Source organism: Erwinia psychrophila, from assembly GCF_039023475.1.
Lineage (GTDB): Bacteria > Pseudomonadota > Gammaproteobacteria > Enterobacterales > Enterobacteriaceae > Erwinia.
Window position 1 is genome coordinate 999,615 of sequence record NZ_JBCHVB010000001.1, and the last position, 25,867, is coordinate 1,025,481.

Consider the following 25,867-nt stretch of genomic DNA (forward strand, 5'->3'; position numbering starts at 1 on the left):
GCCTTCACAGGTCGCCTTTTTGCATTTCGCAGGGTAACATTCCCGCTAAATTCTCCCACTGAAGGCAGGGATGTTGTGGCCAGGCCATATCTCCCCTGGGTAATGGCGGCTATGGACAAAACACGGCAACAACAGTTACTTCGCTGGCTGAAAAGCCAGAATATTCAGGGTAAGCGCTGGCTCCGGCTCTCGCAGGGCCTGGGCATGCTGAGCGCCGTGATGATTCTCCTCCAGGCCTGGCTGCTGGCTTCGCTGTTACAGGCGCTTATCGTTAACAACACGCCGCGTGAAGCCCTGCTCCCCTCGTTTATTCTGCTGTTTCTCTGTTTTGCGGTACGCGCTCTGCTTGCCTGGCTACGCGAAAAGGTCGGCTTTGAATATGGCAAGGCGATTCGCCTCGCGCTGCGCCGGACGGTACTGGACAGGCTAAATGCGCTCGGCCCGGCGTGGATTCAGGGCAAACCGGCGGGAAGCTGGGCAACTCTGCTGCTTGAGCAGGTTGAAGATATGCAGGACTATTACGCGCGCTATCAGCCACAGATGATGCTGGCCGCCTTTATTCCGGGCCTGATTTTACTGACCCTTTTTCCCGTCAACTGGGCGGCAGCACTGATCCTGCTGGTGACAGCCCCGCTAATCCCGCTGTTTATGGCGCTGGTAGGGATGGGTGCTGCCGATGCCAACCGGCGCAATTTTAAGGCGCTGGCCCGCCTGAGTGGTCACTTTCTCGATCGCCTGCGCGGACTGGAAACGCTGCGGCTGTTTCATCGCGCCGGCGCTGAGACAGAAGCTATCCGCCAGGCGTCTGAAGATTTTCGCAGCCGCACGATGGAGGTGCTGCGTCTGGCCTTCCTTTCCTCGGCCGTACTGGAATTTTTTGCTTCGCTCTCCATCGCCGTTGTGGCGGTTTACTTCGGTTTTTCCTATCTCGGGGAACTTAATTTCGGCCACTATGGCGCTGGCGTGACGCTTTTCGCCGGTTTTCTCGCGCTGATCCTGGCACCGGAGTTCTTTCAGCCGCTGCGTGATATGGGGGCGTTTTACCACGCCAAAGCGCAGGCCGTCGGTGGCGCTGACGCACTGGAGGCATTTCTGAATGGCGCAGGGGAGCCCCCCCCGCAGGCTGGCGAACAGACGATTGATACAGCTCAGGGCGTGACGATTTGTGCCGAAGCGCTTTTTGTCACCAGCATAAGCGGAACCGTGCTGGCTGGGCCGTTAGACTTTACGCTTAAGCCAGGCATGCGCGTTGCGCTGGTCGGACAGAGCGGCGCGGGTAAAACTTCGCTGCTTAATGTTCTGCTGGGCAATCTGCCTTATCAGGGATCGCTGCGGGTGAATGGCGTTGAACTCCGGGAGCTACAGCCTGACTTCTGGCACCAGCAGCTGGCATGGGTTGGACAAAACCCGCATCTTCCTGCCCGGACCCTGCGGGAAAATATCGTGATGAACGGCAACGATTCCCTCCAACAGCTTGAACAGGTAATGACGCTTGCTGGCGTGACGGAGTTTGCCTCACGCCTTCCTCAGGGGCTGGAGAGTGAAACCAATGAACAGGCGGGGAACCTTTCTGTCGGACAGGCACAGCGTATTGCGGTGGCGCGTGCGCTTTACCGGCGCTGTAAACTGCTGTTGCTTGATGAACCCGGAGCCAGCCTCGACAGCCAGAGCGAACAGCGCGTTGACGAAGCGCTGCTGAAGGCGTCGTTCAGTCAGACCACCCTGCTGGTTACCCACCAGCTCGACCGCCTGGAGAGCTGGGATGAAATCTGGCTGATGCGCGAAGGAAAAATTATTCAGCGTGGCCCCTATACCAGACTGCGCAGCGAACCCGGCGCATTTGCAGAACTGGCGTCCCGCCGGCTGGAGAGAGTTGAATGAAAATTCTTGCCCCCTATTTAGCCCTCTACCGCCGCCACATCTGGCGGTTGTCACTTGGCGTTGTGCTGGCGATTGTCACTCTGCTGGCCAGTATTGGCCTGCTGACCCTGTCAGGCTGGTTTCTTGCCGCCTCCTCACTGGCTGGCGTAGCGGGTCTTTACAGCTTCAATTATATGCTTCCTGCGGCTGGCGTACGCGGTGCGGCGATTATCCGCACCGCCGCCCGCTACTTTGAGCGGCTGGTCAGCCACGATGGGACTTTCCGTGTGCTTGAGCATCTGCGCGTTTTCACCTTCAGCCGGCTTATTCCACTCTCTCCCGCGGGTCTCGCGCAATATCAACAGGGCGATCTGCTTAACCGTCTTGTCGCCGATGTGGACACGCTCGATCATCTTTACCTGCGGGTCATCTCCCCGCTGGCCGGCGCGCTGGTCGTGATCGTTACGGTAACCCTGGGCCTGAGCTGGCTTGACTGGCAGCTTGCTGTCACGCTGGGGGGACTGATGCTGCTGACTTTACTCCTGTTGCCGCCGCTATTTTATCGCGCGGGCCGTCCTGCTGGTGAAGCCCTGACGGCACTGCGTGGGCAATACCGTATCCTGTTGACCGCCTGGCTGCGGGGGCAGGCAGAGCTGAAACTTTACGGCACGGAGGCACGTTATCGCGCGGCGCTGGATGAGACGGAGGCGCAGTGGCAACGGGCACAGCGGCGACAGGCCAGCCTGACCGGCTTTTCGCAGGGACTGCTGATGCTGATTACCGGCTTCACCGTCGTGCTTATCCTGTGGCTCAGCGCGAGCGGGCTGGGGGCAGATACCCACCCCGGCGCGCTGATTGCGCTTTTCGTCTTCTGTGCGCTCGCCGCGTTTGAGGCGCTGGCGCCCGTTGGCGGCGCTTTCCAGCATCTTGGCCAGGTATTGGCCTCGGCCAGCCGGGTTACGCAAATAGTGCAACAGCAGCCAGCCGTGCGCTTCTCTGAAGCAAAAATTCATCCCGGCAAAAATATTTCTCTGAGTATTAAAAATCTCAGTTTCAGCTACGGTAGCGGCGACCCGGTACTGCATAATTTTTCACTTGAGGTTGCAGCTGGTGAACATATCGCGCTGCTGGGACGGACAGGCTGTGGAAAGTCGACGCTGCTACAGCTGCTTACCCGCGCATGGGATCCGCAGGCGGGTGAGATTGCTTTTAATGATATACCGCTGAAAAGCTGGGATGAGGCTTCCCTGCGGGCAGCCACCAGCGTCGTCACCCAGCGTGTGCATCTGTTCAGCGGTACGCTTCGCGATAATTTACTGCTTGCGGCACCGCAGGCCAGCGAGGAGCGCCTTGCACAAGCGCTGCGCCAGGTAGGTCTGGAGAAGCTACTCGATGACGGCCAGGGGCTGAACGCCTGGCTGGGCGAAGGCGGCCGTCAGCTTTCAGGCGGTGAACTGCGGCGGCTGGCGATTGCAAGGGCCGTGCTGCATGAAGGGCCGCTGATGCTGCTTGACGAGCCGACCGAAGGGCTGGATGCGGAAACGGAGCAGCATATCCTTGCGCTGCTGCGCCAGGTCGGCCAGGGAAAAACGGTAATCGTGGTCACCCACCGTCTGCGGGGACTGAGCGACTTTGATAAAATTTGCATTATGGACGGCGGACAAATTACCGAGCAGGGACGCCATGCCGAATTAATCTCAAAACGCGGTCGCTACTGGTCTTTTCACCAGCGGTTTACGCTATAGTCATAGCCTCGCGATCGAGAGAGATTGTAAACATGCGTTTGATTCAACTCGCCAGAGATTCCCTGCTTTTCCCGCCGCCGGAAATGGCGCTGAGAGAGCCGAATGGGCTACTGGCCATGGGGGGCGATCTCAGTCCCGCACGCCTGCTCAGCGCCTATCACCGCGGTATTTTCCCGTGGTTTTCGTCCGGCGATCCTATTCTCTGGTGGTCTCCCGATCCGCGGGCGGTACTCTACCCTGAGAAATTTCATCTCAGCCGCAGCATGAAGCGCTTTCATCAGCGTTCACCCTATCGCGTGACGCTGAATCAAAGCTTTCAGGAAGTCATTGAAGGCTGCGCCAGCGATCGTGAAGAGGGAACCTGGATTACCAATGAAGTTAAGCGCGCCTGGCTGCAACTTTACGACGCCGGGCACGCCCAGTCGGTTGAGGTCTGGCTTGGTCAGACGCTGGTGGGAGGGATTTACGGACTGGCGCTGGGTCAGATCTTCTGTGGGGAATCGATGTTCAGCCGCAGTGAAAATGCCTCCAAGACCGCTCTGCTGGTCTTCAGCCACTATTTTAAGCGACAGGGCGGCAAACTTATCGACTGCCAGGTGCTGAATCCGCATACGGCCTCGCTGGGCGCGGAGGAGATTGCGAGGGCAGATTATCTTAATCAGGTGAATTTGCTCGCTTCCCAGGCACTCCCTCCCCAGTGCTGGCAACAACAAACCCTTTTTTAGCGCTATTTTTGATGTTTTCCACGCAAGAAAGCTTAAGAGTGATATAATATGCGCGTTTGGTAAGTCGTCCGCCCTTCGCCCTCTGTTACGGGCGAGCCGGGATTGGCCTGGCTGGGAATATTACGCACCTTGTTACTCTGGTTTTGATCGCGCATGAGCGGATTGTAAACCCATTCTTAGCCCACAATCCCCCACGCGTTGACGTCATTACACTACTCGTTTTAAACGTGAGCCCCTCTGCGCTGTACGCGTAATAGAGGGTCTGATGCTGGTGAAATCACCAACAATTCTTTACATAATACTTGAAATTCGGCATTATCTTGCCGGTTCAAAACTAAGGTTGTAACACCTAGAGGATTCGATGGCCAAAGAAGACAATATTGAAATGCAGGGTACCGTACTGGATACGTTGCCTAACACCATGTTCCGCGTTGAACTTGAAAACGGTCACGTGGTTACCGCTCACATCTCCGGTAAAATGCGCAAAAACTATATCCGCATCCTGACGGGCGACAAAGTCACTGTAGAGCTGACCCCGTACGACCTGAGCAAAGGCCGCATTGTCTTCCGTAGTCGCTAAATAGCATTCTGCCGTGCTGCCGCTTCTGCCGCAGCATCTGTAAAAAAGGCCGGAGAATATTCTCCGGCCTTTCGCATTTTACGACGCCTGCTCTGCCCTGACGTTCAGCAGATTGAACGCCAGAGGTAGAGAGATTAATGCACCGTACCTTCCGTCTTACGCTTCGCCGCGCTCAGAAACTGATAGGTAAGCTGGTTATTTTCTTTATCCAGCGCTACCGACACGGACCCGCCGTCCACCAGTGAACCAAACAGCAGTTCGTTCGCCAGCGGTTTTTTCAGGCTTTCCTGCACGGTACGCGCCATCGGACGGGCACCCATCGCTTTGTCGTAGCCTTTCTCCGCCAGCCAGTCGCGCGCTTCGTCGCTGACTTCCAGCGAAACGCCCTTCGCATCCAACTGCGCCTGGAGTTCGACAATAAACTTGTCCACTACCTGATGAATCACCTCAGTATCAAGGTGTTTGAACCAGATAATATTGTCGAGACGGTTACGGAACTCAGGCGTAAAGATCTTCTTGATCTCTTCCATCGCATCGGTGCTGTTATCCTGATGTATCAGGCCGATAGACTTGCGTTCGGTTTCCCTTACGCCCGCATTGGTGGTCATGACGACAACCACATTGCGGAAATCGGCTTTACGACCGTTATTGTCGGTCAGCATGCCGTTATCCATCACCTGCAACAGAAGGTTAAAGACATCCGGGTGCGCTTTTTCGATCTCATCCAGCAGGACGACGGCATGAGGATGTTTGATAACCGCATCCGTCAGCAGACCGCCCTGATCGAAGCCGACATAGCCCGGAGGCGCACCGATCAGGCGGCTGACGGTATGACGCTCCATATACTCCGACATATCGAAACGCAGCAGCTCAATGCCAAGCGCTTTCGCCAGCTGAACCGTCACCTCCGTTTTACCCACGCCCGTTGGTCCGGCAAACAGGAATGAGCCGACAGGTTTACGATCCTGTCCCAGACCGGCACGGCTCATTTTGATCGCTTCCGTCAGCGCTTCAATCGCATTGTCCTGACCAAACACCAGCATTTTTAGGCGATCGCCCAGCGTTTTCAGCGTGTCACGATCGGTGGCGGAGACGCTCTGCTCCGGAATACGCGCAATACGCGCGACCACAGATTCGATATCCGCCACGTTGATGGTCTTCTTACGCTTGCTGACCGGCATCAGACGCGCCCGCGCCCCGGCCTCATCAATCACGTCAATGGCTTTATCCGGAAGATGGCGATCGTTAATGTACTTAACCGCCAGCTCGACCGCAGCGCGTACCGCTTTCGCGGTATAGCGCACGTCATGATGTGCCTCATACTTCGGCTTCAGCCCGTTCAGGATCTGCACCGTTTCATCAACGGAAGGCTCAGTGATATCGATTTTCTGGAAACGACGCGCCAGGGCGCGATCCTTTTCAAAGATATTGCTGAACTCCTGATAGGTGGTGGAGCCCATCACGCGAATTTTGCCGCTGGAAAGCAGCGGTTTAATCAGGTTAGCCGCATCAACCTGGCCGCCTGAGGCGGCGCCAGCGCCGATAATAGTGTGGATCTCATCAATAAACAGGATGCTGCTGTTATCCTGCTCCAGCTGCTTCAGCAGGGCCTTGAAGCGCTTCTCGAAGTCGCCACGGTATTTGGTACCGGCCAGCAGCGAACCAATATCCAGTGAATAGATGGTGGCATCTTTCATCACTTCAGGGACGTCGCCCTGCACGATGCGCCAGGCAAGCCCTTCAGCGATGGCGGTTTTCCCCACGCCGGACTCACCCACCAGCAGAGGGTTATTTTTACGGCGACGGCAGAGCACCTGAACGGTGCGTTCCAGCTCTTTGTCGCGCCCAATCAGCGGATCGATTCCGCCGACGCGAGCAAGCTGATTGAGATTGGTGGTGAAGTTTTCCATACGTTCCTCCCCGCCTGCTTGCTCTTCGTTAACCGGATTTTCCGATCCTGATGCAGGACCGGGTTCATCTTTACGCGTGCCGTGGGAAATAAAGTTAACCACGTCAAGGCGGCTGACCTCATGCTTACGCAGCAGATAGGCGGCCTGGGATTCCTGCTCGCTGAAAATAGCGACCAGCACGTTTGCGCCTGCCACTTCACTGCGACCCGATGACTGCACATGGAATACGGCACGTTGCAGAACGCGTTGGAAACTGAGCGTAGGTTGCGTATCACGCTCTTCTTCGCTGACCGGCAAGACCGGGGTGGTTTGTTCGATGAAGGCTTCGAGCTCCTGCCGGAGAGCCACGATATCTACGGTACAGGCTTCCAGTGCCTCTCTGGCCGACGGGTTACTGAGCAGCGCCAGTAACAGATGCTCGACGGTCATAAACTCATGACGGTGCTCGCGCGCTCTGGCGAAAGCCATGTTTAAACTGAGTTCCAGTTCCTGATTGAGCATTGGCACCTCCCCAAATAGATCGCCTTATTCAGACTTTTTCCAGCGTACACAGCAACGGATGCGCATTCTCCCTCGCGTACTTATTTACATGAGCGACCTTGGTTTCTGCCACTTCGGCAGTAAACACTCCGCAGATCGCCTTTCCCTGGTAATGAACAGTAAGCATCAGTTGCGTTGCACGTTCAACATCATAAGAAAAGAACTTTTGCAGTACGTCAATAACAAATTCCATAGGTGTATAATCGTCATTATTTAAAATAACTTTATACATTGAAGGCGGCTTGAGTCCTTCACGCAATTTGTCATCTGCAAGTTGTTCAAAATTAAGCCAGTCGTTAGTGTTTCCCATACGTACCCAGTTTGAAAACGTTACCGTGCTGCGTCAGTCTGGCTTCTTTAAGCGTATGTTTAATACGACCAGAATGTGGACTCACGCCGATGAAATTTTGCTGCAAACTGTTGCTACGCGACCTTCATCACAAAATTTGCAATAGCGTTAACTGCCTCAAATTTTGATGATTTTCTCGCCACACGGCGCGCCCAATAGCTTGACGCTTGATGCCATTTCTTTACAGTACGTGCATAAGCTGATGGCGTTTTAACCAGCTTAGAGGCTATACGCCTCGTCACCTCACTCAATTTGAATGTCTTGCGAGGGATGTAGAAGCATGGAGACGGGTACTGTTAAATGGTTCAATAATGCCAAGGGCTTCGGCTTTATCTGTCCTGTTGATGGCGGTGAAGATATCTTCGCCCACTACTCAACAATTCAGATGGATGGCTACAGAACGCTGAAAGCCGGGCAGCAAGTCCAGTTTGATGTGCATCAGGGACCGAAAGGCAATCATGCCAGTCTTATCGTTCCTGTGGAAATGGCAATGGCCGTCAGTGCCTGACCTTTCCTTCACTCATTCTGACCAACCCTACTGCAAAATGCCAGCCACGCAAGCTGGCATTTTTATGGTTTTCCGTGACGATACCAGTAAGATTGGGCTGCGCGCCCGATTTTCAAGCGGTCGAAATCAGAATTACGCCCCGCTTCGCCGGGCGAGTTCCTGCAGGCGATGAAACATTTCTCTCAGCAACGGCGGTACGGATGCCACACCCCGTTCTGCCGCTTCGGTTGCCACGGCCACAGCCAGCTCCGGTTTCGATGAATGCTGGATCGCTTTGGCGATAATGCGCCGCATATTCATTGGCACCTTTGACGGCAGACGTGCAGTACGATGATAAACCTCTGCGAATCCCTGCTTGTACAGAAAATGCTCCATATCCAGTGCGGGTAACTGCGTCAGACGATCGCGCTCATCTGGCGACCCCGAGCGCAGCTGGCTTTTCGCCGTTGCGGCATATTTGTTTCCCGCCTCGTCCCCATCGGTCAGCACGTGCCACTCAATCCCCATTCTTTGCGCAAATTTCAGCAGCGGCCTCAGCCCCGACTGGGCAAACTCCACCACTTTGATCCCCTCAGCCGCAAAATGGCAGCCGCACTGCCGGGCAAGTTCATTCATCACCCAGACCTCCGTTTCGCCTTCGACCAGCAGCCAGCAGCGCGCAAAGAGCGCAGAGGGACGGTTAACGCAGATATGAAAGGCTATCCGGCGGCTCTCATCGGCACTCATCCCTGACGGCCCCAGCCGCCATACGTCCACGCGATTTTCCTGCCTGATCAGCCGGCAAACGTCACCCACCGGCACCTGTGAAAGAAGTTCGCCCGAATTGGTTGTAGTGATTTTTTGCAGCGGCAGCAGAGTGAGGAGCCCCCATGCCACCGATAACATTATGGGATGTAGCCGGGTTTCCGGGTCCTCAATCAGCAGCAGAGGCCGGGCAAGCGGATCAAGCTGATAAGCCCCTCTTGCCTGCACCAGCAGCGCAAACATCCGCAGCAGGATAAGCTGCCTGCTCTCACTATCCGCCGCCGCAATAAGATGATTGAGGCTATCCAGATAGCGCCAGCCTTTTGGCGACTGCCGGCGGGCGGGATCCGATCTCTCCGCAGGCGTCAGCCGGGCCGAAGGCTGTACGGAAAAATAGTGCTCAAGCAGTTGCTGCATCGTCTGCAACCCCTGCCGGATTGCCGGCTGAGCGAGCCGCTGAGGCCTGGACGTCAAATCGCGCGTCAGTTCATCAATCTGACTGACCAGCGATGCCAGTTCGTTATCATTGGGGGTGTTACGCGCTTGTGGGGATAGCCGCTGGCTGAAACGCGCGTCGCGCAGCCGCAGTACCGGTTGAAGCCGCGTCAGCATAGTAGCGAGAATCGTCTGTTCATCTGCCCCCGCAGGTCCGGCTTCAGACAGGGGAAAGTGCCAGCGCGTCTTAACAGGTCTGTCATTTACTCGTACCCCTTCAACCCGGCAGACGAGCTGAGAATAGCCCTGGGTACTCTGATGCCAGAGCGCCGCCAGCGGCAGAAGGCGGGGTGTGCGCGCTTCATCAACTTCACTTTCGCGAAAGGTAAACTCTACAGAGAGACGTTGCCGGCGATCCTCTGCAGCGCCGGAAGGGCTATGAAAATCCTGCGGCACAAACTGGTAGAGCGTTTCCGCTGGGGTCAGCAGCAGCGTCAGGGCATCCAGGAGCGTTGATTTCCCCCAGGTATTTTCGCCAATCAGTACGTTACCCTGCTCCAGCGGCAGAGAAAGCTGGCTGATGCCGCGAAAACCGCTAATGGCGATATGCTCCAGTATCATCAGGATTTCCTGTGGTTTTTATTGAGAATGGCCCGCATACCCACAACGGTCAAGCGGCGGACGGGAAGAGCGCTTTACTAAGGTTGAATATTTCGCTAGCTTGTCGCCTCAACTTTTGCCCATGGACGACCCGCCACATGTATTCAGGACTGTTGATCATTATCTTACCGCTGATTGCTGGCTATCTTTTGCCTGCCAAAGCCCCCTCGCTGCAAAGAGCGGTCAACAAACTGCTGAGCTGGATGGTCTACGTCATCCTCTTTTTTATGGGCATCAGCCTGGCGTTTCTGGACGACCTGGGGCGCAATCTCCTTTCGATAGTAAACTACAGCCTGATCAGCGCAGCCTGCATTCTTATCGGTAATTTGCTGGCGCTGCGCCTGCTGGAGCATCTCTATCCCTGGACGCATAACCACCGCCAGCAGAAGCTGCCTTCACGATTGCATATGGCACTGGAGTCGCTGAAGCTTTGTGGCGTGGTGATTGCCGGCTTCCTGCTCGGTCTCAGCCACTGGCCGCCGCTGAAGTTTGCCAGTGAAGCGGGTGAGTATGCGCTGCTGTTTCTGCTCTTCCTCGTCGGCCTGCAGCTGCGCGGCAGCGGCATGACGCTGCGTCAGATCCTGATTAACCGTCGCGGCATGATGGTGGCCTTCGTGGTATTTATCAGCGCGCTGGCTGGCGGCGCTATCGCCGCTCTGATCCTGGGACTGCCGTTAAAAACCGGTCTGGCAATGGCTTCCGGTTTCGGCTGGTATTCCCTTTCCGGCATCCTGATGACGGAATCTTTTGGTCCGGTGATAGGCAGTGCAGCCTTCTTTAACGACCTGCTACGTGAGCTGCTGGCCATTATGCTTATCCCGGCGCTGATAGCCCGCCACCGCTCAACGGCGCTCGGGCTGTGCGGCGCCACCTCAATGGATTTCACCCTGCCCGTCCTTCAGCGCAGCGGCGGCACGGAAATCGTTCCCGCCGCTATTGTCCACGGCTTTATGCTGAGCCTGCTCGCCCCCATTCTGATCGCTTTTTTCGCTGCCTGAGGGCAGCATGTTTGCGTCAGATCAATGAACACTGCGTTTTAAAGCACAACGTCTTTGCAACCCTCGCCTTTGCTCTTAGCATAAAGATGTATTTTAAATGCAACTTTAAAAAGGCCGTGCTATGTTCTGTATTCAATGTGAGCAAACTCTTCACACGCCAGCCGCAAACGGCTGCGCCTATGCCCAGGGCATGTGTGGTAAAACCGCCGAAACCTCCGATCTTCAGGATTTGCTGATTGCCGCCCTTCAGGGGCTGTCTGCCTGGGCCGTTGAAGCGCGCAGGCACAATATCATCGAGCACAAAATTGACAGCTTCGCCCCGCTTGCGTTCTTTTCAACGCTGACCAACGTTAACTTCGACTCGGAACGCATTGTCGACTATGCCCGTACTGCCATTGCATACCGTGACCAGCTGAAAGCACGCTGCCTTCAGGCGCAGTGCCCGCTTTCTCTCGCTCATCCGCTGGCCGATCTGACGCTGGCGAGTGACGATATCGCTACGCTTCAGGCGCAGGCCGCTGATTTCGCGTTAAACCGGGGCGATGATAATGAAGATATTCTTGGCGTCCGTCTGCTTTGCCTGTATGGCCTGAAAGGCGCGGCGGCCTATATGGAGCACGCCCATGTCCATGGACGCTTCGATAACGGCGTGTATCAGCAGTATCATGAGATCATGGCGTGGCTGGGAACGCAGCCAAACGAGATGAACGATCTGCTGGAGAAAGCCATGCAGATCGGCAAAATGAACTTCACTATTATGGCGATGCTGGATGAAGCCCAGACCACCACCTACGGTAATCCGCAGCCGGTCGCCGTTAACGTCCGTCCCGTCGCCGGCAAAGCTATTCTGATCTCAGGTCACGACCTGAAAGATCTGCAAATGCTGCTTGAGCAGACCGCCGGCATGGATATTCATGTTTATACCCATGGTGAAATGCTGCCGGCTCACGGCTATCCGCTGCTGAAACAGTATCCACATCTGATCGGTAACTACGGCAGCGGCTGGCAGAACCAGCAGGAAGAGTTTGCCCGTTTCCCTGGGCCAGTAGTGATGACATCCAACTGCATCATCGACCCTTTCGTCGGCAATTATCAGGATCGTATCTGGACACGCAGTATCGTCGGCTGGCCCGGCGTCAACCATCTGGAAAACGATGACTTTTCGCCCGTTATTGCTCAGGCACAGGCGCTACCCGGCTTCCCGTGGAGTGAGATCCCGCATGAGATCACCGTCGGCTTTGGCCGTCAGGTTTTACAGGATGCCAGCGATACCATCATTGATCTGGTGGCGGCGAAAAAGCTGCGCCACGTTTTCCTGATCGGTGGCTGCGACGGCAGCCGTGAAAAACGCAGTTACTTTACCGACCTGGCCACTTCTGTGCCGAAAGACTGCATGATTCTGACGCTCGCCTGCGGCAAATATCGTTTCAATAAACTCGATTTTGGCACGCTGGAAGGACTGCCGCGATTGCTGGATGCGGGACAGTGTAACGACAGCTACTCCGCCATTATGCTGGCCGTGAAGCTGGCAGAAAAACTGGAGTGTGGCGTGAACGATCTGCCGCTGTCGCTGGTGCTTTCCTGGTTTGAGCAGAAGGCTATCGTCGTCCTGCTGACGCTGCTGGCGCTCGGCGTAAAAAATATCCGCACCGGCCCGACGCCGCCGGCATTCCTGAGCGAAAACGTGCTGGCGCTGCTGCAAAGCGAATTTGGCCTGCAGCCTGTCACAACTGTCGAAAACGATCTCGACGCTATGCTGCTCGCCTGAGGAGATAACCATGCAGACAAACCCATTATGTTCCTGGCGGATGCAGGTTCATCACGTTACGCAGGAGACGCCCGACGTCTGGACTATCGCGTTAATTAACCATGATTTCTACCGCTGGCAGGCGGGCCAGTTTGCGCTGGTGCAGATTGGAAAATCGGCGCAGCTTCGCGCCTACACGCTCTCTTCAACGCCTGGTCAGAGCGAATTTATAACGCTGACCGTACGCTATATCGACGGGGGACAGGGCTCTGGCTGGCTGACCCGGCAGGTGAAACCGGGCGACTATGTCTGGCTTTCCGATCCGCAGGGCGAATTCAGCTGCGAACAGCATCCCGCAGAGCGTTATCTGATGATGGCGGCTGGCTGCGGTATTACTCCCGTCATTTCAATGTGTCGCTGGCTGGCGATCCATCGCCGTGAATGCAGCGTGACGCTCTGTTACAGCGTACGATCGCACCAGGAGGTGATTTTTGCCGCAGAGCTGGCTGCGCTACAGCCCTGGCTGAATTTGGTTATCGTGGCCGAGGACAGCCCCACGGCGGAAATGCCAGACGGGCGGCTGACGCTTGAAAAACTCAGCGCCCTGGTGCCCGATATGGCCAGCCGTACCGTCATGATTTGCGGGCCTGAAGGCTATATGCAGCAGGTTGAAGGATTTGCCCGAGCGCTGGGTGCGCAGGATCTGTGGAAAGAGCAGTTCACGCCCATGCAGGCTACGGATACTTCGGACCAGGGTCAGCCGTTTGCCCTGCGCGTCAGCGGCGCGAAGAAGGCAGGCACTTTCACATCCGGCTCGACGCTGCTTGAGGCGATGGAGAAAAATGCGGTTGATATCGTCGCCGCCTGTCGTTCCGGCGTATGCGGCTGCTGTAAAACCCGGATAGTAAGCGGTGACTACACTACCAGCAGTCTTCAGACGCTGAGTAAGGAAGAGATCGCCGCTGGCTACGTACTGGCATGCAGCTGCAAACCCGTCAGCGATATTGTCCTCGCCTGATCCTTCGTCCGTGCGGGAGGCCCGATCCCTGCCGCACGGTTTTCCCGAAGCCCTCTTTCCAGCCCGCATTATCCTTTTCCCTCCGCCTGTAATGTACGATTAGCGCAGATATATCCGCCATCTTCAGGGCATATAACGATCGCCTCCTGCGCTGGTAAAACCGCATGGGCTGCGGTAAAACATCTCAAAGACATTGACGACGCTGGGGCGTTTTCAGAGAAAAGGAGCGCAAGTGTGATTGATTTACGCAGTGATACTGTAACCCGGCCAGGTGCCGCCATGCTCACAGCCATGATGTCAGCCGACACCGGCGATGATGTCTATGGTGACGACCCGACGGTCAATGCGCTGGAAGCCGAAGCCGCCCGCCTCAGTGGTAAGGAGGCTGCCCTCTTTCTGCCCACCGGCACCCAGGCTAATCTGGTCGCGCTGCTTTGCCACTGCCAGCGCGGGGAGGAGTATATTGTTGGGCAGCAGGCGCATAACTATAAGTATGAAGCTGGCGGCGCGGCGGTGCTGGGCAGCATTCAGCCTCAGCCTATTCCGGCTGCGGCTGACGGCACGCTGCCGCTCGACCTGGTCGCCCAGTTTATCAAGCCTGACGATTTTCATTTCGCGATCACGCGTCTGCTCAGCCTGGAGAATACTCATAATGGCAAAGTATTGCCGTTAAGCTATCTGGCGGAAGCCTGGGATTTCACGCGGGAGCGTGGCCTGGCGCTGCATATCGATGGTGCCCGCATTTTCAACGCCGCCGTGGCGCTTAACGTTGAGCTGGAGGCGATTGCCCGCTACTGCGACACGCTGACGATTTGCCTCTCTAAAGGGCTGGGCGCGCCGGTTGGTTCGCTGCTTTGCGGCAGCGCGGAGTATATTCAGCGCGCCCGCCGCTGGCGTAAAATGACCGGTGGGGCGATGCGCCAGGCGGGCATTCTGGCGGCGGCAGGACAGTATGCGCTGCAGCATAACGTGGCGCGCCTGCAGGACGATCACGATAACGCCGCCTGGCTGGCTGACCAGCTGCGTCAGATTGATGTGGATGTCTCAAGGCAGGATACCAACATGGTCTTTGTCCGCGTGCCGGAAGCGGAGATCGGGCCGCTGAAAGCCTGGATGCATGAGCGCGACATTTTACTGAGCACCGGTCCGGTAACGCGATTAGTCACGCACCTTGACGCCGATCGCCATGCGCTGGAAACGCTGGTATCGCACTGGAAAGATTTTTTGCACGCCCGTCACTAACCACGTTTTCCCGCCTTACTGAGAGCTTCAGTAAGGCGATTACCCTGCATCCTGGCGGGAGCCATATTTCTCAAGCAGCGCCTGTGCAACGGCTTCGCTCCCGGCATCCGCCAGGCCCCGGTAGTCTGCCGGCCGGAAATGCATCTGAAAGGCAGCTATTACCTTCTGCTGCTGCTCACTACTCATCCCCGGTGACACCTCATAACCATAGCGCGACAGCAAACTCAGCAGTTTTTTGCTCTCCACCGCAAGGCCCGGCGGCCTGCCCGCCAGATAAAAAGCGACACGCGCCTCGTCAGGCCAGGCACCCACGCCCTGCTCCGCCAGCCAGCGCCAGGGAAACAGCGGACCGGGATCCTGCTTACGCTGAGGGGCAATGTCGCTGTGACCAACCACGTTCTGCGCAGGGATCGCGTAACGCTGGACGATATCACGGGCCAGCGGCCTGAGCGCCGCCATCTGTTGAGCAGTGAAGGGGTACCATGTCCGCCCGCCCGCCGTCCGCGTGTATCCCGGATTCTCAAGCTCGATGCCGACGGAGGTGTCATTCAGCCGGGTGGCGCCGCGCCAGAAGCTGGGACCGGCGTGCCAGGCCAGTTGAGACTCCGGCACCAGCCTGAACAGGGTGGGACGCTCGCTTTTCTCAAGCGGCACGGCGGGGATGAGATAGTGGGCGCTAACCTCGCGTGCAGTGAGCGTGGCAAGCGCCTCAGGAAATTCCTCCGCCGTATAGTGGATAACAAGCACCTTAACGCGCGGCCTTGCACCCCAGGCAGCATGCTGCGTATCCACTACATAACCCTCGTGCCGTTCAAAGCCGGACGACGTACAGGCGCTGAGCAGCAGCGCTGCGGCGGCAGCTCCCAGCCTGCGCATCAGCCGCGAATTTTAACGGCGGTGCCGGTAACGCTGACCATCAACATGCTGGCATCTTTACCGACGGTCTCATAATCAATATCAATGCCCACCACGGCATTCGCGCCCAGCGCCTTCGCCTGCTCTTCCAGTTCTTTAAAGGCGATCTGCCGGGCTTTACGCAGTTCCTTCTCATAGGCTCCCGAGCGGCCACCGACGATATCGCGGATGCCCGCAAAGAAATCACGAAAAATATTGGCGCCAAGAATGGCCTCGCCCGTTACCACACCGCAATAGTCGGTGATAACCTGTCCTTCAAGCGTTGGGGTCGTTGAAAATTTCATTCGGTTCTCCTTCGCTGCCCTTTGCGGATGCAGCTTTAGCAGCTAACGTGATTGATAGGGGTTTATGCTAAAATAGATCATCCAGAAACAATAAGGAAATCAAGATGAAATACCAAGCGATTGCTGCACTGGCTCCACTGGCACTGCTGTTAAGCGCCTGTACCACGGTAGAACCCGCCTATAAGGATATCGGTACGCGTATCGGCCCCTGCGTTGAAGGCGGTCCGGACTCTGTTGCGCAGCAATTTTACGATCTTCATATTGAACAGCCTTCCAGTGGCATCCCTGACGCCACTTTGCTGGCCAAATACCGTCCCTACCTCAGCGAGAAACTTTACCAGACGCTGCTGAAGGCGAACGCCAATACGGATCAAGAACCTGCGCTCCGCCAGGGCGATATTTTTTCAAGCCTGGCTGCAGGTCCGACCTCTGCCAGCGTGGCAGATTCCTCAACGATCCCAAATACGGATGCCCGCAACATTCCACTGCGCGTGAAGTTAACCCGCGAGGGCGACAAAACAGCGGAATGGCAGGATGAGATATTAATGGTGCGCGAAGGCACCTGCTGGACCGTCGATGACGTCCGCTACCTGAGTCAGACTCCGCATCTGAACGGCGGCTCCCTGATCCAGCTGCTGCTTCGCTAGGGTTTTCGTGCCGCCAGCGTGCGGCACGCTTTATCTCAACGGCGGCCTTAACCCAAATTAGCGGTTAAGCCGCGATATGTTGTGCCGTCATTTCACTAATATGCCGCATCTGGACTCATTTTCACGCACGATGATTGCATAACTATGCCGTCAACGTTAAGATTCGCGGCATCAATTGCTATTCACTTTTTGCGCATGAGTATTCAACTTAACGCTATTAACTGCTTTTACGGCGCCCATCAGGCGCTGTTCGATATCCAACTGGCGTGCCCCGAGGGCGAGACGCTGGTTCTGCTGGGGCCAAGCGGCGCCGGTAAGAGCTCGCTGCTGCGCGTACTCAACCTGCTGGAGATGCCGCGTTCCGGCACGCTGAGCATCGCAGGCAAGCAGTTCGACTTCAGCAAGACGCCATCAGACGCGGCCATCCGCGAGCTGCGGCAGAACGTGGGTATGGTCTTTCAGCAGTATAATCTCTGGCCGCACCTCACCGTCAGGCAGAATCTGATTGAAGCGCCCTGTCGCGTTCTCGGTCTCAGTAAAGATCAAGCGCACGCCAGGGCGGACAAGCTGCTGGAGCGCCTGCGCCTGACCGCCTTTGATGACCGCTTTCCGCTGCACCTTTCCGGCGGGCAGCAGCAGCGCGTCGCCATCGCCCGGGCGCTGATGATGGAGCCGGCCGTCCTGCTGTTTGACGAACCGACCGCCGCGCTCGATCCGGAAATCACCGCCCAGATCGTGGCGATCATTCGTGAACTGGCGCAGACGAATATCACTCAGGTTATCGTCACCCATGAAGTGGAAGTGGCACGGAAAACCGCAAGCCGTGTGGTCTATATGGAAAACGGATACATCGTCGAACAGGGTGATGCCAGCCGCTTTACACAGCCGCAAACCGACGCGTTTGCCAATTATCTCTCGCACTAACGCAGGATATCCTCATGAAAAAACTCGTACTTGCCGCACTGCTGGCCAGCCTTAGCCTGAGTGCAACCGCCGCGCAAACTATCCGCTTTGCCACGGAAGCGTCCTATCCGCCGTTCGAGTTTGTCGATTCGGATAACAAGATCCAGGGTTTTGATGTCGATCTGGCGAATGCGCTGTGCCGCGAAATGAATGCGACCTGTACCTTTACCAACCAGGCCTTCGACAGCCTGATCCCCAGCCTGAAATTCCGTCGCTTCGACGCGGTAATGGCCGGCATGGATATCACGCCTGAGCGTGAAAAGCAGGTGCTGTTCTCTAAAGCCTACTACGATAATTCCGCCCTGTTCATCACCCAGAAAGACAAAGTAAGCTCGGTTGCGGCGCTGAAAGGAAAGCGGGTTGGCGTTCAGAACGGCACCACGCATCAGAAATACCTGTCTGAGAAACTGAAAGACGTGACCACCGTGCCTTACGACAGCTATCAGAACGCCATCCTCGATCTGAAAAATGGCCGTATCGATGCCGTTTTTGGTGACACTGCCGTGGTCAACGAGTGGCTGAAGCAGAACGCCAACCTTGCCCCGCTCGGCGAGAAAGTGACCGATAAAGCCTACTTCGGCACCGGTCTCGGCATTGCGGTGCGTAAAGGCAATACCGAGCTACAGAGCCAGTTCAACGCCGCGCTGGATAAAGTGAAAGCGGATGGCACCCTGGAAAAAATCTACGGCAAATGGTTTCAGCAGTAATTAACCAATGAGCGAACTTTATCCTCTTGCAAGCGCCGCCGGAATGACCGTCGGCCTTGCCCTTTGTGCGCTGGTGGCGGGGCTGATTCTGGCCATGATTTTTGCTGGCTGGGAGTCGGCGCGCTGGCGGCCGCTGGCCTGGGTCGCTACCGGTCTGGTGACCCTGTTTCGCGGCCTGCCGGAGATTCTGGTGGTGCTGTTCGTCTATTTTGGCGCCTCGCAGCTGCTGCTGACCTTGTCCGACGGCTTCTCCCTTAATTTCGGCCTGTTCGCCATTCCGGTGCAGATCGATATTGAAAATTTTGACGTCAGCCCGTTTCTGTGCGGCGTGATTGCGCTTTCGGTGCTTTACGCTTCTTACGCGTCGCAGACGCTACGCGGCGCGCTGCAGGCGGTACCGGTGGGACAGTGGGAATCTGGCCAGGCGCTGGGCATGAAAAAAACGGCGATCTTCTTCCGGCTGATTATGCCGCAGATGTGGCGCCATGCGCTGCCGGGTCTGGGCAACCAGTGGCTGGTACTGCTGAAAGATACCGCCCTGGTCTCGCTGATTAGCGTAAACGATATTATGTTGCAGACCAAAAGCATTGCCGCGCGGACTCAGGAGCCTTTCACCTGGTATATGATCGCAGCGGCTATCTATCTGGTTATCACCCTGCTGAGCCAGCAGGTCCTGAAGCACATTGAGTCCCGCACGACCCGCTTTGAGCAGGGGAATCACTGATGCTGAGCTATCTACCCGAACTTTTAAAAGGGCTGCATACCAGCCTGACGCTGACGCTAGCTTCGCTGCTGCTGGCTCTGGTACTTTCGCTGCTGTTTACCGTGATTCTGTCGCTGAAAGTGGCGGTGCTGAGCCAGCTCGTTCGCGTCTACATCACGCTTTTTACCGGCACGCCGCTACTGGTACAGATTTTTTTGATCTACTACGGGCCGGGGCAGTTTCCGGCCATTCAGGCGGTTCCGTGGCTGTGGCATCTGCTTTCTCAGCCCTGGCTCTGCGCGCTGCTGGCCCTGTCGCTGAACAGCGCCGCTTACACCACCCTGCTTTTTTACGGGGCCGTGCGGGCCATTCCTGCCGGACAGTGGCAATCCTGCTCGGCGCTGGGCATGGATCGCAAAAGCACACTGCGTATTCTGCTGCCCTACGCATTCAAGCGCGCCCTCTCCTCTTACTCCAATGAGGTGGTGCTGGTTTTCAAAAGCACCTCGCTGGCCTATACCATCACGCTGATGGAGGTGATGGGACACGGACAGCTGCTTTATGGTCAGACCTATGATGCTGCCGTTTTTGCTGCGGCTGGCCTGATCTACCTCTGCGTAAATGGTCTGCTAACGGTGATGATGCGTCTGGTAGAGCGGCGGGCGCTGGCTTTTGAAAGACGTAGCTGATTGACCGGCGGAGGGTCGCTCCGCCGGGATCCCGAAGAGAGAGCCCTTGTTTTGCAGCTAATCTGCGGATAGACGTGCGTCACATCACTGGATAATAGGCCGGTTATCTGACGCAAGGATTGTCTGTCATGCTCATGCCTCTGTTTTTTGTTTTACTCTCCAGCCTCAGCCTCAATGCTCTGGCAGCTGAGCCGCTTCGCTTTGCGACCACGGCCAATAATCCCCCTTTTGAGTTTTATAATGCCCGTAACGAAATGGTCGGTTTTGATATCGACCTGGCGAAAACGCTCTGCAAAAGGCTGCAAAGAGAGTGTGTTATCACCAATAACAGCTTTGAAATGCTGCTGCCTTCGCTAAAGTTTCTTCGCTACGATGCGGTTATTTCCAGCCTGAATATTACGGCTGAACGCAAAAAGCTGGTTGATTTCACCGATCCTTATCAGTCCAGTTCCAGCCTGATGGCGGTGACAAAAGGCCGCTACGATGAGATTGAGCAGCTGAAAGGTAAGCGCGTGGGCGTGGGCACGGCAACGACCCAGCAGGCCTGGTTAAACGCAGTCTGGCCCGGCATTGTCGCCGTGACCTATGATAATTATCAGAATGCGTTGCTGGATATGCGTAGCAGCCGCCTGGACGGAATTTTTGGCGATACGCTCGCCGTGCAGGCGCTGCTACAATCCCATCCGCAGCTGGAAAAGATCGGTAGCCCGGTCAAAGACAGTCGGTATTTTGGCAATGGGCTGGCTATTGCGGTGCGCAAAGGCAACAGCGAGCTGAAAGCGCAGTTCAATGAGGCGCTGAAGGTTATGCAAGCTGACGGTACGCTGGAGACGCTTAGGGCGCGCTGGTTCGGCCCTGATGATAGCTGAACGGTACAGCAGTATAACTCCCCGGCAGGCGCTCTGCCTGCATCCTGCCGGCCGCGCGCGCCAAATCATCACGCCATTATTAACGCGGATGATAAAAGCGACGGCTGCTTGCGGGCACAAACAGCAGCAATACTATTATCAGGTCAGGCAGTTTTTGCACCATGAGCTGGTGGAAAATATGCATATTGTTGGCACCGCTAACGCTGAATATTTCCGGATAAATCCAGCCCATAGAGGCAATACTCATATAAATCAGCACCACCAACTGTGACAGTGCGTACCCCACCCGGCCCCAGTTTTTACCGCGCATTAGCGCAATGGCACAGCGCAACTCAATAAAAAACAGCAGCTGGCTGGCAATAAATATGAGCGTGGAGTCCCAGGCTTGCGCGCTGCGGTGAAGGAAATTCCTCAGCTCTTCAAAACCTAACTCATGAATTTGTAAAGCAACACTCAGACAGCGGATTGCAATGATTGCGATACCCGCCACCAGAACCGGAACGGGGATCGCTGACGGCGATTGCAGGACAGCCCGTCCTTCTCTGAGCACTTCTGACATGGCCCTTACCCTCCCTGATACATTTCCGCTTCATTATAGTGCAGCCGCGCCAGTCTGGGGTACCAGCATAAACCGCCCTCAAAAACACCGGCTAATTAATAAACACTATTGCGTTGGTGAATGGCAACTCCGCAATTAAAACCGCGCCAGTTCATAACGCAGGCTGAATAACAGAATTCCCCGTCATTGATACAGCCTGGCACGATCCCTGCAACTGTTACAGCGAGCCATGTGCTTTCGATTAAGGCCAGTCAGGGGAATTCGTTATCCCCGATACGCTTATTGCTTCGTTTTTTTATTATGGGGAGGCTATTTTGATTCATGAAAGCGAAACCAGTTCGGACAGAAAGTGGTCGCCGGGACCGGGGGCTTATCTGGCGCTGATTGTGGCCATTCTCTTTTTTTCCGGTTTATTCTTTAAACGGGAGGGGATGGCCTGGCTCGGCGCGTTCGACTTCACCACGCTCGGCGGCCAGTTCGGGAGCATTACCGACGCGGCAAACAGCACCTTTGTCGGCAAAGGCGGCCTTGGCGCGAAGGCGGGTTTCCTGTTTGCCCTGTCGCTGGTTCCCACGGTTATGCTGGCGCTTGGGCTGCTGGAGATCTTTACCCACTACGGCGCTATACGTGCCGCACACCGGCTGCTGACGCCGCTACTGCGACCCATTTTAGGCATTCCGGGCCGTACCGGCCTGGCGCTGATAACCGATCTGCAAAGTACCGACGCCGGTGCAGCCCTGACGAAAGAGCTGTATGACGATAAGCAAATAACCAAAAAGGAAGTGGTGATTATGGCCGCCTGGCAATATTCCGGTGCCGGCCTGATCAATAACTATTTCGCCATTGGTTCCGCCCTCTTTATTTCGCTTTCCCTGCCGGTGCTGGTGCCGCTGCTGGTGATGTTTGTCCTTAAATTTGTTGGCGCCGCCTTTGTCCGTCTGGTGCTGAATACCCTTTATCAGCGAGATTTCCCTCATGCAAAATAAGCCTGAAACCCTCATTTCGCACAATCCCTTTGATATCTTTGTCATCGGCGCCCGTAAGGGATTCCATATCGCTATTCATAATCTGATGCCCAATGTGGTGATGGCTTATGTGATTGCTGAAATACTGAACCTGCTGGGGGTAATGGGTTTTATCGGTCAGCTGTTCGCGCCGCTGATGGGATTATTTGGTCTGCCGGGCGAGGCGATTACCGTGCTGCTGACGGCATGGCTCTCCTCCTCTGCCGGCACCGGCGTGGCGGTCAGTCTGCTTGCCAAAGGCGTGCTGACCGGCGGGGAGATCACTATTTTAACCCCGGCCATTTTTTTGCTGGGCTCGCAGCTACAGTATATGGGCCGCCTGTTGGGCGTCGCCGACGTGCCGAAAAAGTACTGGCCGCTACTGATGCTGACCAGCATTCTTAACGCGACTGTCGCCATGTTGATTATGCGGTTCGTTGCCTGATTTTTTGTCAGAGGGAGAAATTGACGTGCTAAACGTTTTTGAGCATTACGCCAGTCTGCATGAAATTCCCGAACTGGGCTTTCAGGAATTTAAAACTTCAGCCTATATCAGCCGCCACCTTAAAGCTGCTGGCTTCAGCGTTGAGGATAATTTCAATGCCACAACGGGCATCGTCGCCGTACTGGAGAGCGGCCAGCCCGGTCCTACGCTGGCCCTGCGTGCGGACATGGATGCGCTGGGCCACATTATTAACGGCGAGCCCTGCGCGCGACATACCTGTGGGCACGATGCGCACTCTTCCGTGGTGCTGAGTGCCGCCCAGGAACTGATCGCTGAAGGCGCGGTAAAACGGGGGCGCCTGAAGCTCATCTTCCAGCCCGCTGAGGAGCTGGGCACCGGCGCCCTGGCGATGATCGCAGGCGGCGCGATTGATGATGTGGATATGATCCTCGGCTTCCACCTTCGTCCGGCAGAAGAGTGCGCCGTGGGGACAGCAATCCCGGCAGTGCGTTATTCAGCTTGCGTAACGCTGGAAGCGACGATCCGTGGACTGACCGCACACGCGGCGCGCCCCCATCTCGGCATCAATGCGCTGGATGCCGCAGTAAGTGCGGTACAGGCGGTGAATGCGGTTCACATGGCGCCAGGTAAAAGCTGGAGCGCCAAGGCGACCCGCTTCCTCTGTGATGCTGGCGTAACCAACTCCATACCTGATGAAGCGCGTGTGGTCTTCGATCTGCGGGCGGGTGAGAATGAGGAGATGGCGCAGCTTCAGGAACGCGTGGAGCGGGCCATTAAAATGAGCGTGGCGGCCAGTGGCGCAACGGCAGAAGTGATGCTTCTTAAGGCGATGCCCGCCGCTGAAATTAGCGAGGAGATGACCGCCCTGATTGCCGAATCGATCGGCGAGGTGCTGGGTGAGGAAGCGCTGATGCCCACCCGGTCAACGCCCGGCAGCGAAGACTTTTTCCATTATGCCGTGCAGCGTCCGGCGGTGAAATCGGGCTTCTGGGGGCTGGGAACCGGACTGACGCCTGGTCTGCATCATCCGGAGATGCGCTTCGATCTCAACTCGCTGCCGATCGGCGTTAAAATTTTTAAAACCTGTGTGGTGAAAGTGCTGGGCTGAAGAGAGGTAAGCTGAGCCTGTAGAGGATGTTGAAGAAAGCCTGTCCCACATGCGGACAGGCTTTCTTTTTGTACAGATTTATCAGTGGCCCCCGCGCCGCGCCTTCTGAATATCCTTCAGCCGCTGCTTCTCTTCGTGGGCCATAAAGCGCCAGGCGATAAATCCCACGATACCCACCACAAAAAGAATCAGCGATGCCAGCGCGTTAATCTCCGGATTCACGCCGCGGCGCACCGTAGCAAAGATCTGCATCGGCAGCGTGGTGGCGCCCGGCCCGGTAACAAAGCTGGCGATCACCAGATCGTCCAGCGAAAGCGTAAACGCCAGCAGCCAGCCGGTTACGATAGCCGGGGCGATCATCGGCACGGTAATGACAAAGAACACCTTCAGCGGCGTGGCGCCGAGATCCATTGCGGCTTCTTCAATGGAGCGATCGAGTTCGCGCAGGCGTGAATTGATCACCACCGCCACATAGGCAGTGCAGAACGTCACATGCGCCAGCCAGATGGTCAGCATGCCACGCTCGGCAGGCCAGCCAAAGGCGTTCCCCATCGCCACAAACAGCAGCAGCAGGGAGAGGCCGGTGATCACATCAGGCATTACCAGCGGTGCCGTCAGCATAAAGGCGAAACCGGTGGAGCCTTTAAAGCGCCCAAAGCGCACGATGATCACCGCAGCAATGGTGCCCAGCACGCAGGCCGCCGTCGCCGCCAGCGCGGCGATAGACAGACTCAGCGTAACGGCGCCGATCATCGCTTCATCCTGGAACAGCACTTTATACCAGTGCAGCGAGAAGCTTTCCCAGGCGGCCAGCTGTGATGAGTTAAATGAATAGACGACCAGCAGCAGCATCGGGGCATAAAGGAAGAAAAAGCACACCGCAAGAATGACGATGCGCCACGGCGAACGGACTGTCGGTAATGTGCTCATCCCTTCTCTCCTGTTTCCCGGTTCTGATGCTTATGAAACCAGATGATGGGCAAAATAAGGATCAGCAGGATAATCACCGCCAGCGCGGATGCCACCGGCCAGTCACGGTTATTAAAGAACTCCTGCCAGAGCACGCGGCCAATCATGATGCTGTCCGGTCCGCCAAGCAGCTCAGGGATAACGTATTCGCCGACTGCCGGAATGAAAACCAGCATGGAACCGGCAATAATGCCGCCCTTAGTCAATGGCACAATCACGCTGAAAAAGGTCTTCAGCGGACGCGCGCCCAGATCCAGCGACGCTTCCACCAGCGAATAATCGATGCGGGTCAGCGCGGTATAAATCGGCAGCACCATAAATGGCAGATAGCAGTAAACGATACCGATATAGACCGCCAGATTGGTATAAAGGATCGCCACGGGCTGATCGATAACGCCGGTCCACATCAGGAAACGATTCAGAATGCCGTTATTATTCAGGATGCCCATCCAGGCATACACGCGCACCAGAAAGGAGGTCCACGATGGCAGGATCACCAGCAGCAGCAGAATATTGCGGGTGGAGGGCGCACTGTGCGCAATGGCCCAGGCCAGCGGATAGCCAATCAGCAGGCAGATCAGGGTCGAAATCGCCGCCACCTGGATCGAATGCAGGTAGGCCTCCACATAAAGCGGATCCTCCGTCAGCGTCAGATAGTTGCCGAAGTTCATCACCATCGTCAGCTGTCCGTCAGCCCAGGAGAGCAGATCGGTATAGGGCGGGATCGCGCGGGCTATATCGGCAAAGCTGATTTTCAGCACGATCAAAAACGGCAGTAAGAAGAGGAGGATCAGCCAGAGATAAGGCAGCGCAATCACCAGCTTTCGCCCCTGCCTCATTTGCAGGCGGCCAAAAAACGCGGCGAGCGGCCCCACGGCGCGAGCGCGCGGTGGAGCCTTGGTGTCAGAAGAATGTTGACTCAT

The 25,867-nt window shown here is 56.3% G+C and carries 26 protein-coding genes; 18 read left to right on the forward strand and 8 right to left on the reverse strand.

The features are described 5' to 3' along the window. Positions 1-111 precede the first annotated feature (111 nt). The 4 genes from cydD to infA all read left to right on the forward strand — a co-directional run bounded on the left by cydD (position 112) and on the right by infA (position 4,910). Positions 112-1,881, forward strand: a complete 1,770-nt coding sequence (gene cydD / locus AAH446_RS04595; protein ID WP_342905514.1) for a heme ABC transporter permease/ATP-binding protein CydD — start codon at positions 112-114, stop codon at positions 1,879-1,881. After that, positions 1,878-3,605, forward strand: a complete 1,728-nt coding sequence (cydC, locus tag AAH446_RS04600) for a heme ABC transporter ATP-binding protein/permease CydC (RefSeq protein ID WP_342905515.1) — start codon at positions 1,878-1,880, stop codon at positions 3,603-3,605. Before cydD ends, cydC begins: the two co-directional genes overlap by 4 nt. 32 nt (positions 3,606-3,637) lie before the next feature. Beyond that, complete coding sequence (gene aat, locus AAH446_RS04605; protein WP_342905516.1) at positions 3,638-4,330, forward strand: leucyl/phenylalanyl-tRNA--protein transferase; 693 nt, start codon at positions 3,638-3,640, stop codon at positions 4,328-4,330. 361 nt (positions 4,331-4,691) lie between these two features. Beyond that, positions 4,692-4,910 (forward strand): translation initiation factor IF-1, encoded by a 219-nt coding sequence (gene infA / locus AAH446_RS04610; RefSeq protein WP_002211347.1) that lies wholly within the window; start codon positions 4,692-4,694, stop codon positions 4,908-4,910. Between the two features lie 134 nt (positions 4,911-5,044). Here the strand turns inward: infA and clpA are convergent, their stop codons facing one another. Both clpA and clpS read right to left on the reverse strand, forming a co-directional pair. After that, entirely contained in the window at positions 5,045-7,321 is a 2,277-nt protein-coding gene (gene clpA / locus AAH446_RS04615; protein ID WP_342905517.1) for an ATP-dependent Clp protease ATP-binding subunit ClpA, read from the reverse strand. Between the two features lie 28 nt (positions 7,322-7,349). Further along, positions 7,350-7,670: an ATP-dependent Clp protease adapter ClpS gene (clpS, locus tag AAH446_RS04620; RefSeq protein WP_024967601.1), complete on the reverse strand. Its 321-nt coding sequence runs from the start codon at positions 7,668-7,670 to the stop codon at positions 7,350-7,352. A 319-nt stretch (positions 7,671-7,989) separates the two neighbouring features. On the opposite strand from clpS, the gene cspD reads away from it, so the two are divergent. Further along, the gene (cspD, locus tag AAH446_RS04625) at positions 7,990-8,217 is read left to right on the forward strand and encodes a cold shock-like protein CspD (RefSeq protein WP_342905518.1); all 228 of its coding nucleotides are present in this window, start codon (positions 7,990-7,992) and stop codon (positions 8,215-8,217) included. Positions 8,218-8,349: 132 nt separating this feature from the next. Here cspD and AAH446_RS04630 read toward each other — a convergent pair whose 3' ends face one another. Then, positions 8,350-10,017, reverse strand: a complete 1,668-nt coding sequence (locus AAH446_RS04630; RefSeq protein ID WP_342905519.1) for an ATP-dependent endonuclease — start codon at positions 10,015-10,017, stop codon at positions 8,350-8,352. 137 nt (positions 10,018-10,154) lie between these two features. On the opposite strand from AAH446_RS04630, the gene AAH446_RS04635 reads away from it, so the two are divergent. The 4 genes from AAH446_RS04635 (at position 10,155) to ltaE (ending at position 15,061) form a co-directional block, all read left to right on the forward strand. After that, entirely contained in the window at positions 10,155-11,054 is a 900-nt protein-coding gene (locus AAH446_RS04635; protein ID WP_342905520.1) for a LysO family transporter, read from the forward strand. Positions 11,055-11,175: 121 nt separating this feature from the next. After that, complete coding sequence (gene hcp, locus AAH446_RS04640) at positions 11,176-12,822, forward strand: hydroxylamine reductase (protein ID WP_342905521.1); 1,647 nt, start codon at positions 11,176-11,178, stop codon at positions 12,820-12,822. 4 nt (positions 12,823-12,826) lie between these two features. Then, positions 12,827-13,819, forward strand: a complete 993-nt coding sequence (gene hcr, locus AAH446_RS04645; protein WP_342905817.1) for an NADH oxidoreductase — start codon at positions 12,827-12,829, stop codon at positions 13,817-13,819. A 234-nt stretch (positions 13,820-14,053) separates the two neighbouring features. Beyond that, positions 14,054-15,061 (forward strand): low-specificity L-threonine aldolase, encoded by a 1,008-nt coding sequence (gene ltaE / locus AAH446_RS04650; RefSeq protein WP_342905522.1) that lies wholly within the window; start codon positions 14,054-14,056, stop codon positions 15,059-15,061. A gap of 39 nt (positions 15,062-15,100) precedes the next feature. Here the strand turns inward: ltaE and AAH446_RS04655 are convergent, their stop codons facing one another. After that, positions 15,101-15,937: an N-acetylmuramoyl-L-alanine amidase gene (locus tag AAH446_RS04655; RefSeq protein ID WP_342905523.1), complete on the reverse strand. Its 837-nt coding sequence runs from the start codon at positions 15,935-15,937 to the stop codon at positions 15,101-15,103. Beyond that, a complete protein-coding gene (locus tag AAH446_RS04660; protein ID WP_342905524.1) occupies positions 15,937-16,260 on the reverse strand; it encodes a heavy metal-binding domain-containing protein in 324 nt (107 codons plus the stop codon). Before AAH446_RS04660 ends, AAH446_RS04655 begins: the two co-directional genes overlap by 1 nt. A 104-nt stretch (positions 16,261-16,364) precedes the next feature. On the opposite strand from AAH446_RS04660, the gene AAH446_RS04665 reads away from it, so the two are divergent. The 6 genes from AAH446_RS04665 (at position 16,365) to AAH446_RS04690 (ending at position 20,838) form a co-directional block, all read left to right on the forward strand. Continuing rightward, positions 16,365-16,907, forward strand: a complete 543-nt coding sequence (locus tag AAH446_RS04665; protein WP_342905525.1) for a lipoprotein — start codon at positions 16,365-16,367, stop codon at positions 16,905-16,907. A 195-nt stretch (positions 16,908-17,102) separates the two neighbouring features. Next, positions 17,103-17,831 (forward strand): arginine ABC transporter ATP-binding protein ArtP, encoded by a 729-nt coding sequence (artP, locus tag AAH446_RS04670; protein ID WP_342905526.1) that lies wholly within the window; start codon positions 17,103-17,105, stop codon positions 17,829-17,831. 14 nt (positions 17,832-17,845) lie between these two features. After that, positions 17,846-18,577, forward strand: a complete 732-nt coding sequence (gene artJ / locus AAH446_RS04675) for an arginine ABC transporter substrate-binding protein (RefSeq protein WP_342905527.1) — start codon at positions 17,846-17,848, stop codon at positions 18,575-18,577. 7 nt (positions 18,578-18,584) lie between these two features. Next, positions 18,585-19,301, forward strand: coding sequence for an arginine ABC transporter permease ArtQ (gene artQ, locus AAH446_RS04680; protein ID WP_342905528.1), 717 nt, complete (start codon positions 18,585-18,587; stop codon positions 19,299-19,301). Continuing rightward, positions 19,301-19,969, forward strand: coding sequence for an arginine ABC transporter permease ArtM (gene artM, locus AAH446_RS04685; protein WP_342905529.1), 669 nt, complete (start codon positions 19,301-19,303; stop codon positions 19,967-19,969). The genes artQ and artM overlap by 1 nt, the downstream gene beginning before the upstream one ends. Positions 19,970-20,097: 128 nt before the next feature. Then, positions 20,098-20,838 (forward strand): transporter substrate-binding domain-containing protein, encoded by a 741-nt coding sequence (locus tag AAH446_RS04690; protein WP_342905530.1) that lies wholly within the window; start codon positions 20,098-20,100, stop codon positions 20,836-20,838. A 79-nt stretch (positions 20,839-20,917) separates the two neighbouring features. On the opposite strand, the gene AAH446_RS04695 is transcribed toward AAH446_RS04690, so the two are convergent. Continuing rightward, positions 20,918-21,397 carry a YbjO family protein gene (locus AAH446_RS04695; RefSeq protein ID WP_342905531.1) on the reverse strand — a complete coding sequence of 160 codons (480 nt, stop codon included), beginning with the start codon at positions 21,395-21,397 and terminating at the stop codon, positions 20,918-20,920. 311 nt (positions 21,398-21,708) lie between these two features. Here AAH446_RS04695 and AAH446_RS04700 point away from each other — a divergent pair, with 311 nt between their 5' ends. Genes AAH446_RS04700 through AAH446_RS04710 form a run of 3 tightly spaced genes read left to right on the forward strand, consistent with a single transcriptional unit; the run spans position 21,709 to position 23,975 of the window. Continuing rightward, a complete protein-coding gene (locus tag AAH446_RS04700; RefSeq protein ID WP_463322782.1) occupies positions 21,709-22,383 on the forward strand; it encodes a nucleoside recognition domain-containing protein in 675 nt (224 codons plus the stop codon). Continuing rightward, positions 22,373-22,846 carry a YjiG family protein gene (locus AAH446_RS04705; RefSeq protein ID WP_342905532.1) on the forward strand — a complete coding sequence of 158 codons (474 nt, stop codon included), beginning with the start codon at positions 22,373-22,375 and terminating at the stop codon, positions 22,844-22,846. Before AAH446_RS04700 ends, AAH446_RS04705 begins: the two co-directional genes overlap by 11 nt. Before the next feature lie 25 nt (positions 22,847-22,871). Continuing rightward, positions 22,872-23,975 (forward strand): amidohydrolase, encoded by a 1,104-nt coding sequence (locus AAH446_RS04710; RefSeq protein ID WP_342905533.1) that lies wholly within the window; start codon positions 22,872-22,874, stop codon positions 23,973-23,975. Positions 23,976-24,056: 81 nt separating this feature from the next. Here the strand turns inward: AAH446_RS04710 and potI are convergent, their stop codons facing one another. After that, positions 24,057-24,905 carry a putrescine ABC transporter permease PotI gene (gene potI, locus AAH446_RS04715; protein ID WP_342905534.1) on the reverse strand — a complete coding sequence of 283 codons (849 nt, stop codon included), beginning with the start codon at positions 24,903-24,905 and terminating at the stop codon, positions 24,057-24,059. Continuing rightward, a complete protein-coding gene (gene potH / locus AAH446_RS04720; RefSeq protein WP_342905535.1) occupies positions 24,902-25,867 on the reverse strand; it encodes a putrescine ABC transporter permease PotH in 966 nt (321 codons plus the stop codon). The genes potI and potH overlap by 4 nt, the downstream gene beginning before the upstream one ends.

What these genes read in the sequence shown, in the direction of transcription:
- cydD (WP_342905514.1), top strand. Translation starts at nt 112, where the DNA reads ATGGACAAAACACGGCAACAACAGTTACTTCGCTGGCTGAAAAGCCAG.
- cydC (WP_342905515.1), top strand. Translation starts at nt 1,878, where the DNA reads ATGAAAATTCTTGCCCCCTATTTAGCCCTCTACCGCCGCCACATCTGG.
- aat (WP_342905516.1), top strand. Translation starts at nt 3,638, where the DNA reads ATGCGTTTGATTCAACTCGCCAGAGATTCCCTGCTTTTCCCGCCGCCG.
- infA (WP_002211347.1), top strand. Translation starts at nt 4,692, where the DNA reads ATGGCCAAAGAAGACAATATTGAAATGCAGGGTACCGTACTGGATACG.
- clpA (WP_342905517.1), bottom strand. Translation starts at nt 7,321, where the DNA reads ATGCTCAATCAGGAACTGGAACTCAGTTTAAACATGGCTTTCGCCAGA.
- clpS (WP_024967601.1), bottom strand. Translation starts at nt 7,670, where the DNA reads ATGGGAAACACTAACGACTGGCTTAATTTTGAACAACTTGCAGATGAC.
- cspD (WP_342905518.1), top strand. Translation starts at nt 7,990, where the DNA reads ATGGAGACGGGTACTGTTAAATGGTTCAATAATGCCAAGGGCTTCGGC.
- AAH446_RS04630 (WP_342905519.1), bottom strand. Translation starts at nt 10,017, where the DNA reads ATGATACTGGAGCATATCGCCATTAGCGGTTTTCGCGGCATCAGCCAG.
- AAH446_RS04635 (WP_342905520.1), top strand. Translation starts at nt 10,155, where the DNA reads ATGTATTCAGGACTGTTGATCATTATCTTACCGCTGATTGCTGGCTAT.
- hcp (WP_342905521.1), top strand. Translation starts at nt 11,176, where the DNA reads ATGTTCTGTATTCAATGTGAGCAAACTCTTCACACGCCAGCCGCAAAC.
- AAH446_RS04655 (WP_342905523.1), bottom strand. Translation starts at nt 15,937, where the DNA reads ATGCGCAGGCTGGGAGCTGCCGCCGCAGCGCTGCTGCTCAGCGCCTGT.
- AAH446_RS04660 (WP_342905524.1), bottom strand. Translation starts at nt 16,260, where the DNA reads ATGAAATTTTCAACGACCCCAACGCTTGAAGGACAGGTTATCACCGAC.
- AAH446_RS04665 (WP_342905525.1), top strand. Translation starts at nt 16,365, where the DNA reads ATGAAATACCAAGCGATTGCTGCACTGGCTCCACTGGCACTGCTGTTA.
- artP (WP_342905526.1), top strand. Translation starts at nt 17,103, where the DNA reads ATGAGTATTCAACTTAACGCTATTAACTGCTTTTACGGCGCCCATCAG.
- artJ (WP_342905527.1), top strand. Translation starts at nt 17,846, where the DNA reads ATGAAAAAACTCGTACTTGCCGCACTGCTGGCCAGCCTTAGCCTGAGT.
- artQ (WP_342905528.1), top strand. Translation starts at nt 18,585, where the DNA reads ATGAGCGAACTTTATCCTCTTGCAAGCGCCGCCGGAATGACCGTCGGC.
- artM (WP_342905529.1), top strand. Translation starts at nt 19,301, where the DNA reads ATGCTGAGCTATCTACCCGAACTTTTAAAAGGGCTGCATACCAGCCTG.
- AAH446_RS04690 (WP_342905530.1), top strand. Translation starts at nt 20,098, where the DNA reads ATGCTCATGCCTCTGTTTTTTGTTTTACTCTCCAGCCTCAGCCTCAAT.
- AAH446_RS04695 (WP_342905531.1), bottom strand. Translation starts at nt 21,397, where the DNA reads ATGTCAGAAGTGCTCAGAGAAGGACGGGCTGTCCTGCAATCGCCGTCA.
- AAH446_RS04705 (WP_342905532.1), top strand. Translation starts at nt 22,373, where the DNA reads ATGCAAAATAAGCCTGAAACCCTCATTTCGCACAATCCCTTTGATATC.
- potI (WP_342905534.1), bottom strand. Translation starts at nt 24,905, where the DNA reads ATGAGCACATTACCGACAGTCCGTTCGCCGTGGCGCATCGTCATTCTT.
- potH (WP_342905535.1), bottom strand. Translation starts at nt 25,867, where the DNA reads ATGAGTCAACATTCTTCTGACACCAAGGCTCCACCGCGCGCTCGCGCC.